The sequence below is a fragment of the Microbacterium oxydans genome, from assembly GCF_000956405.1.
Lineage (GTDB): Bacteria > Actinomycetota > Actinomycetes > Actinomycetales > Microbacteriaceae > Microbacterium > Microbacterium oxydans_C.
In genome coordinates this window covers 117,219-131,138 of the sequence record NZ_JYIV01000023.1, presented here as the reverse complement: position 1 = coordinate 131,138, position 13,920 = coordinate 117,219, and the positions used below count along the sequence as shown (strand labels likewise).

Here is a 13,920-nt window from a genome sequence, read left to right as displayed (position 1 = left end):
TGCCTTCGACATGACCCATCACAGCTCACCGGCGCGCGAGGATTACAGAACGAGCGAAGGGCTGCGCGCCCTGCTCAATCGCCTGCATCACGCGGGTGCTCGCGCCTGGGCGCACGACCGCGTTGCCGCTGATCTCGCCGTGTTCTCGGCCGAAAAGTACGGCGCCTTGGCACGTAAGCACGGCCTCGACCCCTGGGAGGCAGCGTCGGCAGCATTCGATGTCATGCGCACCCGCTCCGCACGAGAAGCAGACGATCCGTGGGCCGTCGTCACTCGCGGTGTTCAAATCACCTGCATCGCCGAGGAGCGCGGGCAAGGCTTGCTGTGCGCGACTCACCAAGCTCGCCGCCCGCACGTCTCCGCGTTTCACGACCCCGAACGGTTCGCCGATCGAGAGACTCCGCTGGCCGATTACCATCCGGCTTTCCACGTCCGAGACGACTATCCGAGCACTCAAGACGACGACGCCTCCGATGCACCCGAGGACGTGGACACTGCCCAGCGTGCGATCGAACTGTCGATCGTCCTGTTCACGACATTGGGATGGCCGGAGAGCACTGCGCGCGCAGCGATCGAGTACGTCTGCGCCGCGGTCGCGCGGGCCGGGTCTCGACAGAGCGCCTGCGAGCTGCTGCGCCGCGACAAGCACGCCCGAGCGCTGCTCGATCTGCCTGCCGACTCGTGGGCGGCACTGCTGCGTGTGCTGCTCGGGCATCCACATCCTGCATACCGGTCGACCAGCACCGGTCGCGGCATCCTGTTCCGTCTGATCGTCGGCGACTCGCTGCCCGCATTGCTCAGTGACGACGACTTGGTGATGACGATCGCGATGTCCACGCCCACGCACGGGGGCAGGCGATGAGCACGGACCACGGGCATATCGAACTGGAACGGTCGGTCGACTCCATTCGCGTCGGGCGACGCCACCGGACGGAACTCGGCGACCTCGCCTCGCTTGCCGCGTCAATCGAGCGGGACGGCCTGCTGCAACCGATAACCGTCACGCCAGAAGGGATCCTCGTCTGCGGTGCACGGCGACTGGCCGCGATCAAGCAACTCGGGTGGCTGCACGTCAAAGTGTGGGTGCGTTCGGGCATCTCGGGAGACCTTGGGTACCTGCTTGCCGAGCAAGACGACAATGTGCTCCACAAGCCGCTCACTCAATTGGAGAACGCGACTCTGTACCGAGAGATCAAGACGCTGATGGCAGAGGATGCCGCTCGCCGCCAGGAAGCGTCGCGCTTCAGCAGGGAGAACCAGCCCGGAGATGACGGTGCCGCAAATTTTGCTGCACCGTCAGAGGCTGTGGGCGACGCACGCGAACAGGCCGCTGCGATGATCCCAGATGGCCCCTCCCACACCACGCTCGAGAAGATCAATTACCTCCAGCGCCTCGTCGACGATGAGACCCAGCCCCAGTCCGTGCGCGAGGGCGTCGCAGCCGAGCTGGAGCTCATCGGATCCGGGTCAGCCGTGCACCCGAGCTACGAGCGGGCACGCCAACTCGTCGCTGCGGCGCAGCCCGGCGCGAGCGGGGCGAACGTGGCGAAACTCGCCGAGGAAGCCCTGGCTCGCATCAAAGGCAAGCGGATGCCCAAGCGACGCCCGTCGCCAAGCCCCGCTGCACGTACGGACGGTGATGATCCGTGGCCCGTGCGCGCGTTCGTCGTGACGTGGACGGAGCTCGACGGCTGGTGGCGGCACTTCACCGTCGACGACCTGGCTCAACAGCTCAGCGACGCCGAGGTCGACCTCTTCCTCCACGTCGTTGATGCCACGGTCGACGTCGCTGCGCAGCTCCGAGCATTTCGAAACGACGCCGGCTCAGACACCGAGACGACAGCGCGGAGCCTTCGCGCGATCTGACCAGGGGTCAGGGCTGCGCACCTACCCGGCATGAAGCACCTGAAGGCTCCCCGTTCACGCCGCACCCTGGTCGCACAGATCGCCGTCGCGGTGATGGCCGTTCTCGTCGTCGCTGTCGGCACCTACGGACTCATCACCGGATCACCCGAGCCGGAGGACTCGCCGGAGCCGACCTCGGCGAGCGCCGCGCCGACCACCGAGCAGTCTCGTCGACCTGCCACCACGGCACCGCGACTTCCGACGATCCTGCCCTCTCGAGATGCAGAGACGTTCGCAGGCAGCGTCGCGACGGCGCTGTTCACGTGGGACACCGGCATCGGTTTCGTTCCCCTCAACTACACTGACGTCATCCTCGACGTCGCCGATCCGACCGGTGCCGAGCAGCCGGGGCTCGCGGCCGACATCGCCACCTACCTGCCGACGCAGAACGCATGGGTGCAGCTGCGTCAGTACGCGACGACGCAACGTCTGGAGATCACGTCGATGTACGTGGCGGATGCCTGGCCTGAGGCGCGCTCGCAGGCACGGCCCGGACAACTCCCCGAAGGCGCGACTGCGTACACGATCGAGGGCATCCGTCACCGCGCTGGCACCTGGAACGGCGATCCGATCACAGCTCAGCAAGAGGTGGCGCTCACCGTTTTCATCGCTTGCCCGACCGATGACAATTGCTACGTTCTGCGGCTGTCCGAGCTGAACAACCCGCTCCGATAGGACGGCCGACTCATGCTGAAGAAGCTTGCGATCGCACTCATCGCACTCGTGTTCCTCGCGCCGACACTCGGACTCGTCGCGGTCGGTCTGGTCACAAACCCCGCCGTCATTGCGTGCCTCGCCTCGACGGGTCTCACCGTCGGCCCCATTCCGGATTCGCTTGTGGTGACGACGGCGAACGGAGGGACCTTCACACTCAATCGGCAGCAGCTCACTCACGCGGCTACGATAATCTCTGTTGGGTCGCGGATCGATGGCGTCACCCCCGATGGCGTCCAGATCGCGCTCATGGCTGCGCTCACCGAGTCAACGCTGCGGCAGCTGGCGAACACGAGCACCTACCCAGAGTCCGGCGACTATCCGAACGATGGAAACGGATCCGATCACGATTCGCTCGGTCTGTTCCAAATGCGCCCGCAATCCGGATGGGGATCGGTCGCCGAGTTGATGGATCCGGCGTATCAAGCTGCGGCGTTCTTCGGCGGACCGACGGGACCGAACTATCCCTCCCCGCGTGGCCTGCTCGATATCCCCGACTGGCAGAACTTGAGCAAGGGCGAAGCCGCGCAAGCGGTTGAGGTATCCGGATTCCCCGACCGGTACAACAACTACGAGCCGGTCGCCGAAAAGATCCTCGCGACTCTCACTAGCGTCACCTCGCAACTTGCCGGGAGCACTCCTGCGCCGACCGCGAGCGCTGCGGAGTCGGCCCGCGTCGTGTTTCCATTGCCGGAGGACACCTGGGTACTCACCGGCAACTTCGGCCCGCGAGTCGACCCGTTTACCGGAGAGAGCGCCTTCCACTCCGGCACCGACCTCGCTGCGCCGGATGGAACGCCGATCCTCGCGGCCGCGGACGGAGTCGTCACAGTCGCCGAGTTCTCCGGCGGGTACGGCGGGCTCATTGTGATCGAGCACCGCATCGACGGCGTCACCGTTGCGACCGCGTATGCGCACATGTGGCAGAGCGGCATCCATGTCACCGTCGGCGAGCACGTCATCGCCGGTCAACACATCGGCGACGTCGGCTCCTCCGGGCGCTCGACCGGCGCACACCTGCACTTCGAAGTCCGTCCAGGTGGCACGAACGCCGAAGCGGTCGACGCCGCAAAGTGGCTCAACGACCACGGCGCCGCAGACCTCCCAGAGCCCACCGCAGGCGCCGGGTGCTCGGCACTGGGAGGGGGCCAGTGATGAACGTGTTCCCCGACTTCGGGGGTCTCGGCGGTATCGATGACCTCAAAGTCGCCATCGGTGCTGCACTCACGATCATCCTGATCGTTGCCGTGCTCATGATCATCATCTCCGCGATCGTCTGGGCGATCGCTACTTGCACCGGCAACCCCGCTCTTGCGGCGAAAGCGCGCAGCGGGGTCTTCGTCGCGCTTGGTGCAGCGGTGCTCGTTGGCGGGTGCGTGTCCTGGATGAACTGGCTCATCAGCGTCGGCGAACAGCTCTGACCTCATCGCCCCGTGTGCGAATCGGCATGCGACTGGTTACGAGACCCAGGAGCGAAGCCTCAAGGATTCCGGTGGTGAGGCGCTGCACACCTGGCTCTCGACCATCTTTCGCCTACCGCCCGTGGCGGTGTTCATGCCAAGGAGCCACCGTGTTCGAACTCATCGCGACCGTCGCCACCGCCCTGCCGATGGACATCGACATCACTCCGAACGACTCCGGTCTACCCGGGATCGCGCAGCTACGCACGATCGTCGGCGCCGTCATGACGGTCGGGCTCGTCCTGTCCGTGCTCGCGCTGATCGTGGCCGCGATCGTCTGGGGATTCGGGTCGAACTCGTCGAACCCGCACCTTGCCTCACGAGGCAAGCTCGGCGTGCTCGTCTCCTGTGGTGCTGCGGTCATCTGTGGCGCGTCCGTGACGTTGATCAACTTCTTCTGGAACGTCGGACAGCAGGTCTGAGGCCACTGGGTCGTAACCCGTTGGGAACCCCGCGATGAGTGTCTGCGATATCCCCGTCATCTCCACCGTGTGCGATGCCGTCGGCGAAGGCGCGGCTTCGCTGGTGTCTGCCCCGTTCGATTGGCTCGCCGCCACAATGGGACAAGCTGCCGGATGGCTCATCGAAGCCATGTGGGCGGTCTTCGACAGCACCACTCTCGTCGACGTCCAATCCTCCGGATACCTCGACGTCTACAACCTGCTCTTCGGCATCGGCGTCTTCATCGTCCTGCTGTTCTTCTGCTTCCAGTTGGTCCTAGGACTCATCCGGCGCGAACCCGCTGTGCTTTCCCGCGCCGCGCTCGGAGCTGCCAAAGCAGTACTCGGTTCCTTCGTTGTCGTCACGCTCACCGCGACCGCGCTGGAGATCGTCGACCAACTCTGCGTCGGCATCGTCCAGGCCGCAGGGGAAACGACCGTGACCATGGGCGACAAGATCGCGCTCCTGACCGCAGGTCTCACCACCATCAACATCGCGGCCCCCGGCGTCGGCGCGATCATCACGATCTTCCTCGCAGGACTCATGATCTGCGCGGTCGCGATCGTGTGGTTCTCGCTCCTGATTCGCAAAGCCCTGCTGTTGGTGGCCATCGTGCTCGCGCCCATCGCGTTCGCGGGCGCGGCGTGGGATGTCACCCGCGGATGGATAGGGAAATGGGCGGCGTTCGTCCTCGCGCTGATCATCTCCAAGCTCGTACTCGTCGTCGTTTTCCTCATCGCGATCACCCAGATGTCCACCCCGATCGAGGCAGACCTCGCGTCCGTAACCGAGCCGATCGCGGGCATCGTGCTGCTGTTCATCGCAGCCTTCGCGCCATACATGGTCTACCGGTTCATCTCGTTCCTCGGCTTTGACCTCTACCACGCGATGGGAAGCGAGCAGGAAGCCAAGAACGCCATCAACCGGCCCGTCCCGGTGCCGTCGAAGCCGCAGGGCGATGGGGTGAAGAAGGTTCTCGACGGGTCCGGCGGCGGTCCGAGCACCATTCCCCCCGCGAGCACTGCACCGAGCACGACGGCGTCGGCTGGCGCCACTCCCAGCGGCACTGCGGCTGGCACGAGTGCGGGCACTGGAGCCGGAGCTGGCGCAGGTGCCGGAGCTGGTGCTGCTGCGGCGGCCGGGCCCGCTGCAGCTCTAGTCATTGGCGCCGAAGTCGTCAAAGGCGCCGCGACTACTGGACCGAAGATCGGCCAGTCCATCGGTGGCACCGCCGAGACAGCTGCGGTGAGCGCGGGAGACCCGGGGACTCCGGCACCTGAAGCATCCGCGACCCTGTCGCCTTCCACACCGCAGCCGTCGGCCCCGCGCGCAGATCCCGCTCCGCCCAGTCGGTCGCGACCGCAGCCTTCCGGGAAGGAATGACGCATCATGCCAAATGATCTCGAGGACCGACGAGCCGGAGACCTCGTCCCGGTGAAGTTCTCTCGATTGACGCGACGGGGTGTCCTCTTGGGCCTGTCGCTCTCGCAGCTGATCGCGCTCGGAATCGGCATCGGCACACTCGTGTGGGCGTTCTACGCAGGAGGTGGCATCCTCATTGCCTTCTCCGCTCCGGTCTGGGTCGCCGCTGCCTCGGTGGCATGGATCCGTATCGCTGGGCGCGCGATCGTCGAGTGGATCCCCGTCGTCTTCTGGTGGTTGTGGAAGACCACGGGCGGGCAGTTGCTCTATCGTCGACGCGTCGTGAAGCCGCGCCCTGCCGGATCGCTCACGCTTCCTGGCGACATGGCGCGGTTGCGTGAGTACGATGATCCCGCCACCGGTGCCGGGATGGTGCATGACCCGACCGCCGCAACGCTCACGGCGATCGTTTCGGTCTCGCATCCTGCTTTCGTGCTCCTCGACCCCGGTGAGCAGGAACGTCGAGTCAGTTCTTGGGGACGTGTGCTCGCGACGATGTGCCGGTCCGGTCGAATCGCGATGCTGCAGGTGCTGGAGCGCACCCTGCCCGACTCCGGGACGGGCCTCGCCGAATGGTGGGCCTCGCATGGCACAGCGGATGCATCGTGGGCCTCGACCGCGTATGCCGAGCTGATCGAACGGGCAGGGCCAGCCGGAGAACGCCACGCCACCACGCTGTCTCTGTCGCTCGACATGCAAGCGGCGTCGCGGCAGATCCGCACGGCCGGCGGCGGCATCCGCGGTGCCGCTGCCGTGCTTCGCCAAGAGATGTCCACGCTGGCGGCCGCGCTGCGCTCCGCCGACCTTTCGCCGTCTTCATGGCTCTCGTGCGGGGAGATCGCGGTGATCCTGCGCTCCGCATACGACCCCGCCGTCGCAGCGACACTCGAACGCCACGGTGAGCTCGGGCAATCGCTCGCGACCGCGGGACCGGTGGCGGTGAACGAGTCGTGGTCGAGGCTTCGCACTGACTCGGCGTTCCACGCGGTGTTGTGGATCTCGGAATGGCCGCGGTCGATGGTCTACCCGGGCTTCCTCGCGCCGCTGATGCTGTCGACGGGGATCCAACGGTCGTTCTCGCTGCTGTGCACGCCGATGCGCTCTGATCAGGCGGCACGCGACATCCGGAAGAAGAAGACCGAGTACATCTCGGACGCAGCCCAACGCCAGCGGATCGGCCAGATCGAGGATGCATCGCAAACGGCGGAGTTCCAGGACGTATTGCAACAGGAAGCCGATCTCACCGCCGGACACGGCGTGCTCCGCTACACGGGGCTCATCTCGGTCTCAGCGCGCACCGCGGACGACCTCGATGCCGCGGTTGCCGCGATCGAGCAGGCCGCGATTCAGTCTTCATGCGAGACGCGGCTCCTCGTCGGACAGCAGGCCCAGGCGTTCACCGCGGCGGCGCTGCCACTCTGCCGAGTCGTCTAGCTTCAACTTCAGGGCGGTTTGCCTCCGCCTCAAGGCTGGGGCCTTCTTCGCGCCCGTTCGGCGATGCAGCCTCAACCTGGAGAGGTTCGCCGGAGCCGAGCTTCAGCTTGACCCCGAGCGATGTTGATAGCTGATCAATGTGTGCCGAGTCCGCGGCTGCGGGAAACATCCACCGGATGTCGCTTTGCTCGGTCGCGACGTTGATTGCGGGCCGGACACTGTCCTTTTGGTTTTGGCGCGGACGCACGTACCGGATCTCACCCAAAGAGATCACGTCTCGAAGCTCGCCCTCCCTGAGCAGGGATCGAGGTGTCGCGGTCAGCACGCGCTGGTCCGTGACAGCTACGAACGTACTGGATGCGAAGACCTCTACGACAGCGCTCAACTTGCCCGTCCCGAGCGCATCCCAGGACGCGTCCACGCTCTTCGCGAGGATCGGTGGCATCGCGGCCGCGACGCCACGCGCCTCGTACGGAAACGCTATGCCGTGCAAGATCTCGTCGCGGTTCAAGTACCACCGCAGCACACGCAGATATGGCTCGAGGTCGAGATCTTCCGGCACGCAGAGAATCCCTGGTACGTCCGGCATATCGACGGGGATCTGGATGCTGTTCGCGAGCGGCTCGACGGCGCCCAGGAGCTTTTCGCAAGTCAGCCGCGCGGCCTTGGCGTCTTTACGCTTCTTCGTGAGCGGTACTGTCGCACGTCCTGGAAGCTCCGCGATGATCCGCAGTTCGCGCACGAGAGCCTCGGTGAGGTTACCGATCTCCTCACGTGCCTTATGGATCTCAATGGGCGTGCTTTGAGTAATCCGCTCGAAAAGCTGTGCTTCGCTTACATCGGTGGCGCTGCGAGCCCGCGCCCGCATGGCCTTGACCGCCTGGTACTCCCCATAAGCCTTCAACGATCCAAGCAGCGCGTACGTATCGAAGACCATCGCCTCGGCATTTGATTCGAGGTACTCGCGACGAGATCGCCCCTGGAGCACACCGAGCTCCTTGACGTAGCCCGACACGTTCCGCCGATAGAGCTTCATCTGCTTACGGAGAGCCGGGTAGCTCGCAGCGATCGACTCCCACACCGAGTCCGGGACCGACTCAATGCTTCGTACGTGATCGGCCGCTTCGTCGACCGCCTCGATCAGTGCTTCCAGCTCGGACCACTGCTCGTTCCGAATGGTCTTCAGAGTCTCCGTTGTCAGCGCGATGTTCGTACGCACCAAACCAGATATCTCGCCGAGCTGCATCTGAAGCGCGAGCATGGCGACCGCCGGGCCGATTGCCGCTATTGCGGTTGCCGCCGTCATCGACGCTGGAATGAAGCGCGCCTGAGCGACAACCTGTCCATTCTTGAAGATGGCGCCGAGCTTCGCGCCCTCCTTTGCCGCAAGCTGCCCCCCACTCTGGAGAATCGACAGCGTCGCTTCGTTCACACGGTACAGCCCTTGGGCGCCCGCGATGGCTTCACCAACGTTGCCGACGATGGTCCCGACGTTGCCCAGCGCTCCGAGCGCGGAGTTGAGCTGGGTCCTGTCGAAGGAGGGGATAAAGTCCATCTCGAGAAGTTCTAGACCTTCTGGAACGTCTCCGAACACGACGGCCATACCGGGGCTGATCTCGACAAGCGTTGTGGAGGTCGCGATGTCCAACTCGGTTCCGTCATCCGAAGACGACTCATCGACATCGCCAGAGGTGTCGTCCGGATCTTCTCGTGCCTCATCCATCGCTGGCTGCTTTCTCTCCATTGGACGGATCAGTGGTCACTATCGTCATCCGTTTCCGCAAGTATCGCAGGAGCGTACGACATCGCATGGCGAACGCAGCGCACCTTCTGGGCATCCACAGCGAGCGACTTGGAGGCCCCTGATGTCTACGTTCTACGATCCCGGCGCCGGCGCCGGCGAGGTATCCGAGGCGTTGCGCAGGCTCGCGCATGCGACGCGCACGTTCGAGAACCCGCAAGACATCTACGGCGTCCTCGGCGACCTCCTATCGGGCGTGCGGTCACTGCGGCAGGTTCTCGATCAACTAGCTGCCGTACATGGCGACAACCGCTTTCGCGCGTTCGATGACCACGGCGACCACGCGGCCGGGTCGAGGAACGCACTGGCGGCTGCTGATGAACTGCACCAGGCCGCGAGCTTCATCGACCAAGCCGAAGACCGACTAAACGTCGCAGTATCCGCGGCAAGTCGTGTCGCCTGGCTCGATTCTCCTGCGCCAGCCAACGCCCCAGCGCAGCGTTGGCTCAGTGTCGTCTTCCTGCAAGGCGAAGAAGCTGTCGAGGTGCTCGATATGATCGACGCCGACGGTGCCGCCGCGGGACTGAATCTATTGAAGAGCTGGGACTATGGCGACGAAACCACGAGCGCCGCGATGGAGAACGGCTACGTCTACGACGTACCCCCGAGCGGCCCGCTGGAGAACGAGGCCCGCGAGGGCGACTACCACCTTGCGTACAGTCACAGCTTCGAGCACGTCGCCCTCTATCGGCTCCACCACGTCGAGCCGATAGACGCGCTGCAGGACGATTCCCGCCGCCTCGGCGGACGTTCAGCGACCCAGCAGCAGCCAGCGTCGTGGTTCGAACCCGCGAACATCGCGGCTCTCAAGCAGCAGCGGAGTTTGGGACTGTGAATCGGGATGACGCCGAGCGACTCCATACCTCGGTGCTCGTCGCTCCGGAGTTTGAGACGCGTCGACTGCGCAAGCAGCGCCAACGAGCCGCCGTGAAACTGCGGACTGACCAGCAGCACTCTCAACGACACGAAGCCCACGCGAAGCACCTCGCAGAGCTGGCCGAACGCCGGGCCACCACGTACCTTCCTGCCGCCGGTGAGCCCGGCCCAGCGCAGCTCCGATCATCCGGGAAGTTCCGCTTGCGCCGGCATCAAGACACGTCAGCGACCCTCGCTCGTGCGTATCCATTTCTTGCTGAAGGTGGGCTCGGACCCGACGGAGTGTTCGTCGGCCAGGATGTGTACTCCGGTGGATCCTTCGTCTACGACCCGTGGGTGCTGTACGCCCGCGGCATCATCACCGCTCCGAACGTCGTGCTCGCGGGCATCGTCGGATCTGGCAAGTCCAGCCTGGCCAAAAGCCTCTACACGAGATCAATTCCGTTCGGGCGCCGCGTCTACGTGCCCGGCGATCCGAAGGGCGAACACACTGCTGTCGCCGAGGCCGTGGGCGGACAGGCCATCGTGCTCGGGCACGGGCTCACGACGCGGCTGAATCCACTTGACGAGGGATACCGGCCAGTCGGCATGAGCGACGTGAGCTGGGCGTCCACGGTTGCTTCCCGTCGCCGGGATTTGATCGGCGCGCTCGCGGAGACGGTGCTCGCCCGCCCACTCACGCCGCTGGAACACACCGCGATCGATACCGCGCTGACCGAGGTCGTGCGGAGTAACGACATCCCGATCCTGCCGATGGTCGTCGAACACATCCTCAGCCCGACCGCACGCACTGACCTTGACGGAAGGCTCGCCGAGGACGGGCGCCTCGTCGGTCATGCTCTCCGGCGCTTGGTGGCTGGAGACCTCGCCGGGCTGTTCGATGGCCCCTCGACAGTGGCCTTCGATCCGACCCTGCCAATGATCTCGCTCGATCTATCGCGAGTGACGGAAAATTCGACACTGGTCTCGGTCCTCATGACCTGCTCCTCGGCGTGGATGGAGTCTGCGCTGCTTGACCCCAACGGTGGCCAGCGCTGGTGCATCTACGACGAAGCATGGCGCCTCATGTCCCACCCGGCACTACTGCGACGAATGGACGCGCACTGGCGACTTGCACGCCACTACGGGATCGCGAACATGCTGATCTTCCACAAGCTGACCGACCTGGAAAACGTCGGCGATCAAGGCTCGGCGATGCGCGCCCTCGCGAACAGCTTGTTGGCCAATGCCGAGACGAGGATCATTTACCGGCAGGAATCCGACCAGCTCGGCAGCACTGCGAGAACACTCGGGCTCACGGGCACCGAGCAGAAGCTGCTTCCGGGCCTCGGGGTGGGCCAGGGGCTGTGGCGCATCAAGGACCGATCTTTCGTGTGCCAGCACCAGCTCCATCCAGCCGAGTTGGAACTCTTCGATACTACCGGGCGCATGACCGGCTGACCCGACGCGAGGAGCCGCTCGCGCACCTGCGTGGCATGAGCAAACGCAGCGCAGGAGGCTTCCCGTTCAACGCGTCCGTCAACTTCCCACTCGCCAGCATCCGCGTTGACGAGGGAGGCCTGATGCGCGTCACCCATAACGGACGCAACTTTCCGCCTCCGAGCGCAGGCACCGAATGGAGTCGGGCGCGGTTCGGTGAACTACTCGATGCGCTTTCTGACCATCGCACTCGCACCATCCGCGTCGAGGTAAGAGAGCACGACGGTTCCCTCTTCACCGACATCATCCACGCCACAAGACGCGAGCACACAGACGTCGATTCCCCGGCGCCTGGTGTAGCGCGGCGAGCGCGGCATCGGCCGACCCACCTGTTCTTCGACGTCCGAGGGCCCGGGTTTATCCCCGGTGAAGACATCACCGTTGCTCTCTCGATCTCCGGCGCGGAAGCCTCGGCCGAAGGGACCGCTCGTGCCGTCATCGATCTGAGCGAGCTGGGTGACCACCGGTCCGAGATCCTCCTCATCGGCCGCGTCTCGGGAGTCGTCATCTCGGAGTTCGTCCAGTCATGAGTACCTCGCATGCGCCGGGCCGGGGCCGCGGAGACGAACTCACCAGTGCACTGACAATCGGGCTCGTCGCGTTGTTCGGCGTCGCCGCGGTCCTTCGTGGCGCGGGGTCCGTGGCTGCTGCGCTCGCTGGAATCGAGCAACCGCGAGTCGAGATCAGTGGCGGTGTCCGTGTTTTGTTCGACCCTGCCGATCCCGCCGCGGCGCTCGAAGCGCCGGGGCTGACTGCGGTCCTCTACTGGACGGTAGCAGCGCTCATGCTCGGTCTACTCGGCGCAGTGATCGGGTGGGCCTGGGTGGTGCTACGACGCCACTCGATCGACATCAACGCTGACCCGCGTCGACTCCAGGGCACGGCCAGCGCGCACGAGATCGCGTCCCGCGCATCCATGAAGGCACTCCTCCGCCGCGCTGTCACGCTGCGCCCGTCCCTTGACCATCCCAGGCCCGAGGATGTCGGCTATCTGCTCGGGCGATCGCATGGCAAGCAGATCTGGGCGAGCGTTGAGGACTCTATCCTGCTGATCGGGCCGCCTCGATCTGGCAAGGGTCTGCACATCGTGATCCCGGCGATCCTCGATGCCCCCGGAGCGGTCGTCACGACTTCAACCAGACCCGACAACCTCACCGTGACTCTCAAGGCCCGCCAGCGGATCGGTCCTGTCGCGGTCTTCGACCCCCAGCACTTGGCCGCAGGCATCCCCGCAGGTCTGAGATGGTCACCTATCCGCGGGTGTGAGAATCCGCTCACCGCGATGATCCGTGCCACTGGTCTCGCTGCCGCCACCGAGCTGTCGTCTGGCGGCGTTGAGGGTGGAGGGTTTTGGGAGGGCAAGACCCGCATTGCGCTCCAGACCCTCCTGCACGCCGCGGCAATCGATCATCGAAGCCCGACGGAGCTGTTCCGGTGGACACTCGACCCCGCCGCAGCGGCCGAAGCTGTCGCGATCCTGACCGGCTCACCGCTGGCTGCGACCGGGTGGGCCGAATCACTGGAGGCCATGCTTGATGCCGACCCACGCACGCGTGACAGCATCTGGCAGGGCGTGTCCCTTGCGCTTGCCGCACTCGCCGATCCCCGAGTGCTGGATGCCGTCAGCCCATCCGAAGACGAACACTTCGACCCCGAGCAGTTCATTCTCCGCCGAGGCACGCTCTACTTGCTCGCGACCGGAGCTGGCGCCGGAAACAGCGCTGCGCTCGTCGCTGCATTCATCGAAGACATCGTCGAAACCGCACGTCGCATGGCTGCGCCATCACCCGGCGCACGGCTTGATCCACCCCTGTTTCTCGCACTCGACGAGATCGGGAACCTCGCACCCCTGCCGTCACTTCCCACGCTCATGGCTGAAGGCGGCGGCACGGGCAGCACAACGATGCCCGTGCTTCAGTCGCTCGCTCAAGCGAGAGACAAGTGGTCGGACAACCAAGCTGCCGCGATCTGGGACGCCAGTATCGCGAAGATCATCCTCGGTGGCGCGTCCAATTCACGCGACCTCCAGGACCTCTCCACGTTGATCGGCGAGCGGGACGAGTTCACCGACTCCGTGACCCTCGGCGACTACGGCTCACGCTCCAACCAGCGCTCCGTCCGCCGTGTCCCGATCTTGCCGCCCGACCGCGTCCGCGCCCTCCCGTTCGGCACCGGCGTCATCTTGCTCCGGTCGGCTCCACCGATCATCACAGACCTGCGTCCGTGGCCGAAGCGCGCTGACGGCGACAAGCTCCGACTCGATCGCGCGGCCGTGGAAGCACTCATGGAGAGCCCCACGACGAATCAGACCGCTCCGGGGAGGAACGCGCACCTACCTGATGCAGTGGCCGAACAAACCCGGCCACCTGACCAGATAGGGAGTTGATC

General features: G+C 65.2%; 12 protein-coding genes and 1 pseudogene. 11 read left to right on the top strand and 2 right to left on the bottom strand.

The window, feature by feature from the left end:
• The first annotated feature begins 10 nt into the window (after nucleotides 1-10).
• The 8 genes and pseudogenes from RN51_RS07680 to RN51_RS07645 all read left to right on the top strand — a co-directional run bounded on the left by RN51_RS07680 (nucleotide 11) and on the right by RN51_RS07645 (nucleotide 7,376).
• On the top strand, nucleotides 11-862 hold the full coding sequence (locus RN51_RS07680) for a hypothetical protein (RefSeq protein WP_045263490.1): 852 nt from the start codon (nucleotides 11-13) through the stop codon (nucleotides 860-862).
• Nucleotides 859-1,866, top strand: a complete 1,008-nt coding sequence (locus tag RN51_RS07675) for a ParB N-terminal domain-containing protein (RefSeq protein WP_045263458.1) — start codon at nucleotides 859-861, stop codon at nucleotides 1,864-1,866. The genes RN51_RS07680 and RN51_RS07675 overlap by 4 nt, the downstream gene beginning before the upstream one ends.
• Before the next feature lie 30 nt (nucleotides 1,867-1,896).
• A complete protein-coding gene (locus RN51_RS07670) occupies nucleotides 1,897-2,580 on the top strand; it encodes a hypothetical protein (protein ID WP_045263457.1) in 684 nt (227 codons plus the stop codon).
• Between the two features lie 12 nt (nucleotides 2,581-2,592).
• Nucleotides 2,593-3,765 (top strand): annotated as a pseudogene (locus RN51_RS07665) (M23 family metallopeptidase); the annotation flags it as partial.
• An 8-nt stretch (nucleotides 3,766-3,773) separates the two neighbouring features.
• Nucleotides 3,774-4,040, top strand: coding sequence for a DUF6112 family protein (locus RN51_RS07660; protein ID WP_045263455.1), 267 nt, complete (start codon nucleotides 3,774-3,776; stop codon nucleotides 4,038-4,040).
• Between the two features lie 188 nt (nucleotides 4,041-4,228).
• Nucleotides 4,229-4,501, top strand: a complete 273-nt coding sequence (locus RN51_RS07655) for a DUF6112 family protein (RefSeq protein ID WP_378821424.1) — start codon at nucleotides 4,229-4,231, stop codon at nucleotides 4,499-4,501.
• A gap of 34 nt (nucleotides 4,502-4,535) precedes the next feature.
• On the top strand, nucleotides 4,536-5,903 hold the full coding sequence (locus RN51_RS07650; RefSeq protein WP_045263453.1) for a conjugal transfer protein TrbL: 1,368 nt from the start codon (nucleotides 4,536-4,538) through the stop codon (nucleotides 5,901-5,903).
• Nucleotides 5,904-5,909: 6 nt separating this feature from the next.
• Nucleotides 5,910-7,376, top strand: a complete 1,467-nt coding sequence (locus RN51_RS07645) for an SCO6880 family protein (protein WP_045263452.1) — start codon at nucleotides 5,910-5,912, stop codon at nucleotides 7,374-7,376.
• On the opposite strand, the gene RN51_RS07640 is transcribed toward RN51_RS07645, so the two are convergent.
• On the bottom strand, nucleotides 7,339-9,099 hold the full coding sequence (locus RN51_RS07640) for a hypothetical protein (RefSeq protein ID WP_156149128.1): 1,761 nt from the start codon (nucleotides 9,097-9,099) through the stop codon (nucleotides 7,339-7,341). The two genes, RN51_RS07645 and RN51_RS07640, sit on opposite strands and share 38 nt — an antisense overlap.
• Before the next feature lie 142 nt (nucleotides 9,100-9,241).
• Between RN51_RS07640 and RN51_RS07635 the strand changes: the two genes are divergently transcribed.
• Both RN51_RS07635 and RN51_RS07630 read left to right on the top strand, forming a co-directional pair.
• Nucleotides 9,242-10,012, top strand: coding sequence for a hypothetical protein (locus tag RN51_RS07635; RefSeq protein ID WP_045263451.1), 771 nt, complete (start codon nucleotides 9,242-9,244; stop codon nucleotides 10,010-10,012).
• Nucleotides 10,009-11,493 (top strand): ATP-binding protein, encoded by a 1,485-nt coding sequence (locus tag RN51_RS07630; protein WP_045263450.1) that lies wholly within the window; start codon nucleotides 10,009-10,011, stop codon nucleotides 11,491-11,493. The genes RN51_RS07635 and RN51_RS07630 overlap by 4 nt, the downstream gene beginning before the upstream one ends.
• 200 nt (nucleotides 11,494-11,693) lie before the next feature.
• Here the strand turns inward: RN51_RS07630 and RN51_RS18395 are convergent, their stop codons facing one another.
• Nucleotides 11,694-11,996, bottom strand: coding sequence for a hypothetical protein (locus RN51_RS18395; protein ID WP_156149127.1), 303 nt, complete (start codon nucleotides 11,994-11,996; stop codon nucleotides 11,694-11,696).
• Nucleotides 11,997-12,058: 62 nt separating this feature from the next.
• On the opposite strand from RN51_RS18395, the gene RN51_RS07620 reads away from it, so the two are divergent.
• Complete coding sequence (locus RN51_RS07620; RefSeq protein ID WP_045263448.1) at nucleotides 12,059-13,918, top strand: type IV secretory system conjugative DNA transfer family protein; 1,860 nt, start codon at nucleotides 12,059-12,061, stop codon at nucleotides 13,916-13,918.
• The last annotated feature ends 2 nt before the right edge of the window (nucleotides 13,919-13,920 follow it).

Excerpts from the sequence above, each read along its gene's own strand:
- RN51_RS07680 (WP_045263490.1), top strand. The coding sequence starts at position 11 with ATGACCCATCACAGCTCACCGGCGCGCGAGGATTACAGAACGAGCGAA.
- RN51_RS07675 (WP_045263458.1), top strand. The coding sequence starts at position 859 with ATGAGCACGGACCACGGGCATATCGAACTGGAACGGTCGGTCGACTCC.
- RN51_RS07670 (WP_045263457.1), top strand. The coding sequence starts at position 1,897 with ATGAAGCACCTGAAGGCTCCCCGTTCACGCCGCACCCTGGTCGCACAG.
- RN51_RS07660 (WP_045263455.1), top strand. The coding sequence starts at position 3,774 with ATGAACGTGTTCCCCGACTTCGGGGGTCTCGGCGGTATCGATGACCTC.
- RN51_RS07655 (WP_378821424.1), top strand. The coding sequence starts at position 4,229 with ATGGACATCGACATCACTCCGAACGACTCCGGTCTACCCGGGATCGCG.
- RN51_RS07650 (WP_045263453.1), top strand. The coding sequence starts at position 4,536 with ATGAGTGTCTGCGATATCCCCGTCATCTCCACCGTGTGCGATGCCGTC.
- RN51_RS07645 (WP_045263452.1), top strand. The coding sequence starts at position 5,910 with ATGCCAAATGATCTCGAGGACCGACGAGCCGGAGACCTCGTCCCGGTG.
- RN51_RS07640 (WP_156149128.1), bottom strand. The coding sequence starts at position 9,099 with ATGGATGAGGCACGAGAAGATCCGGACGACACCTCTGGCGATGTCGAT.
- RN51_RS07635 (WP_045263451.1), top strand. The coding sequence starts at position 9,242 with ATGTCTACGTTCTACGATCCCGGCGCCGGCGCCGGCGAGGTATCCGAG.
- RN51_RS07620 (WP_045263448.1), top strand. The coding sequence starts at position 12,059 with ATGAGTACCTCGCATGCGCCGGGCCGGGGCCGCGGAGACGAACTCACC.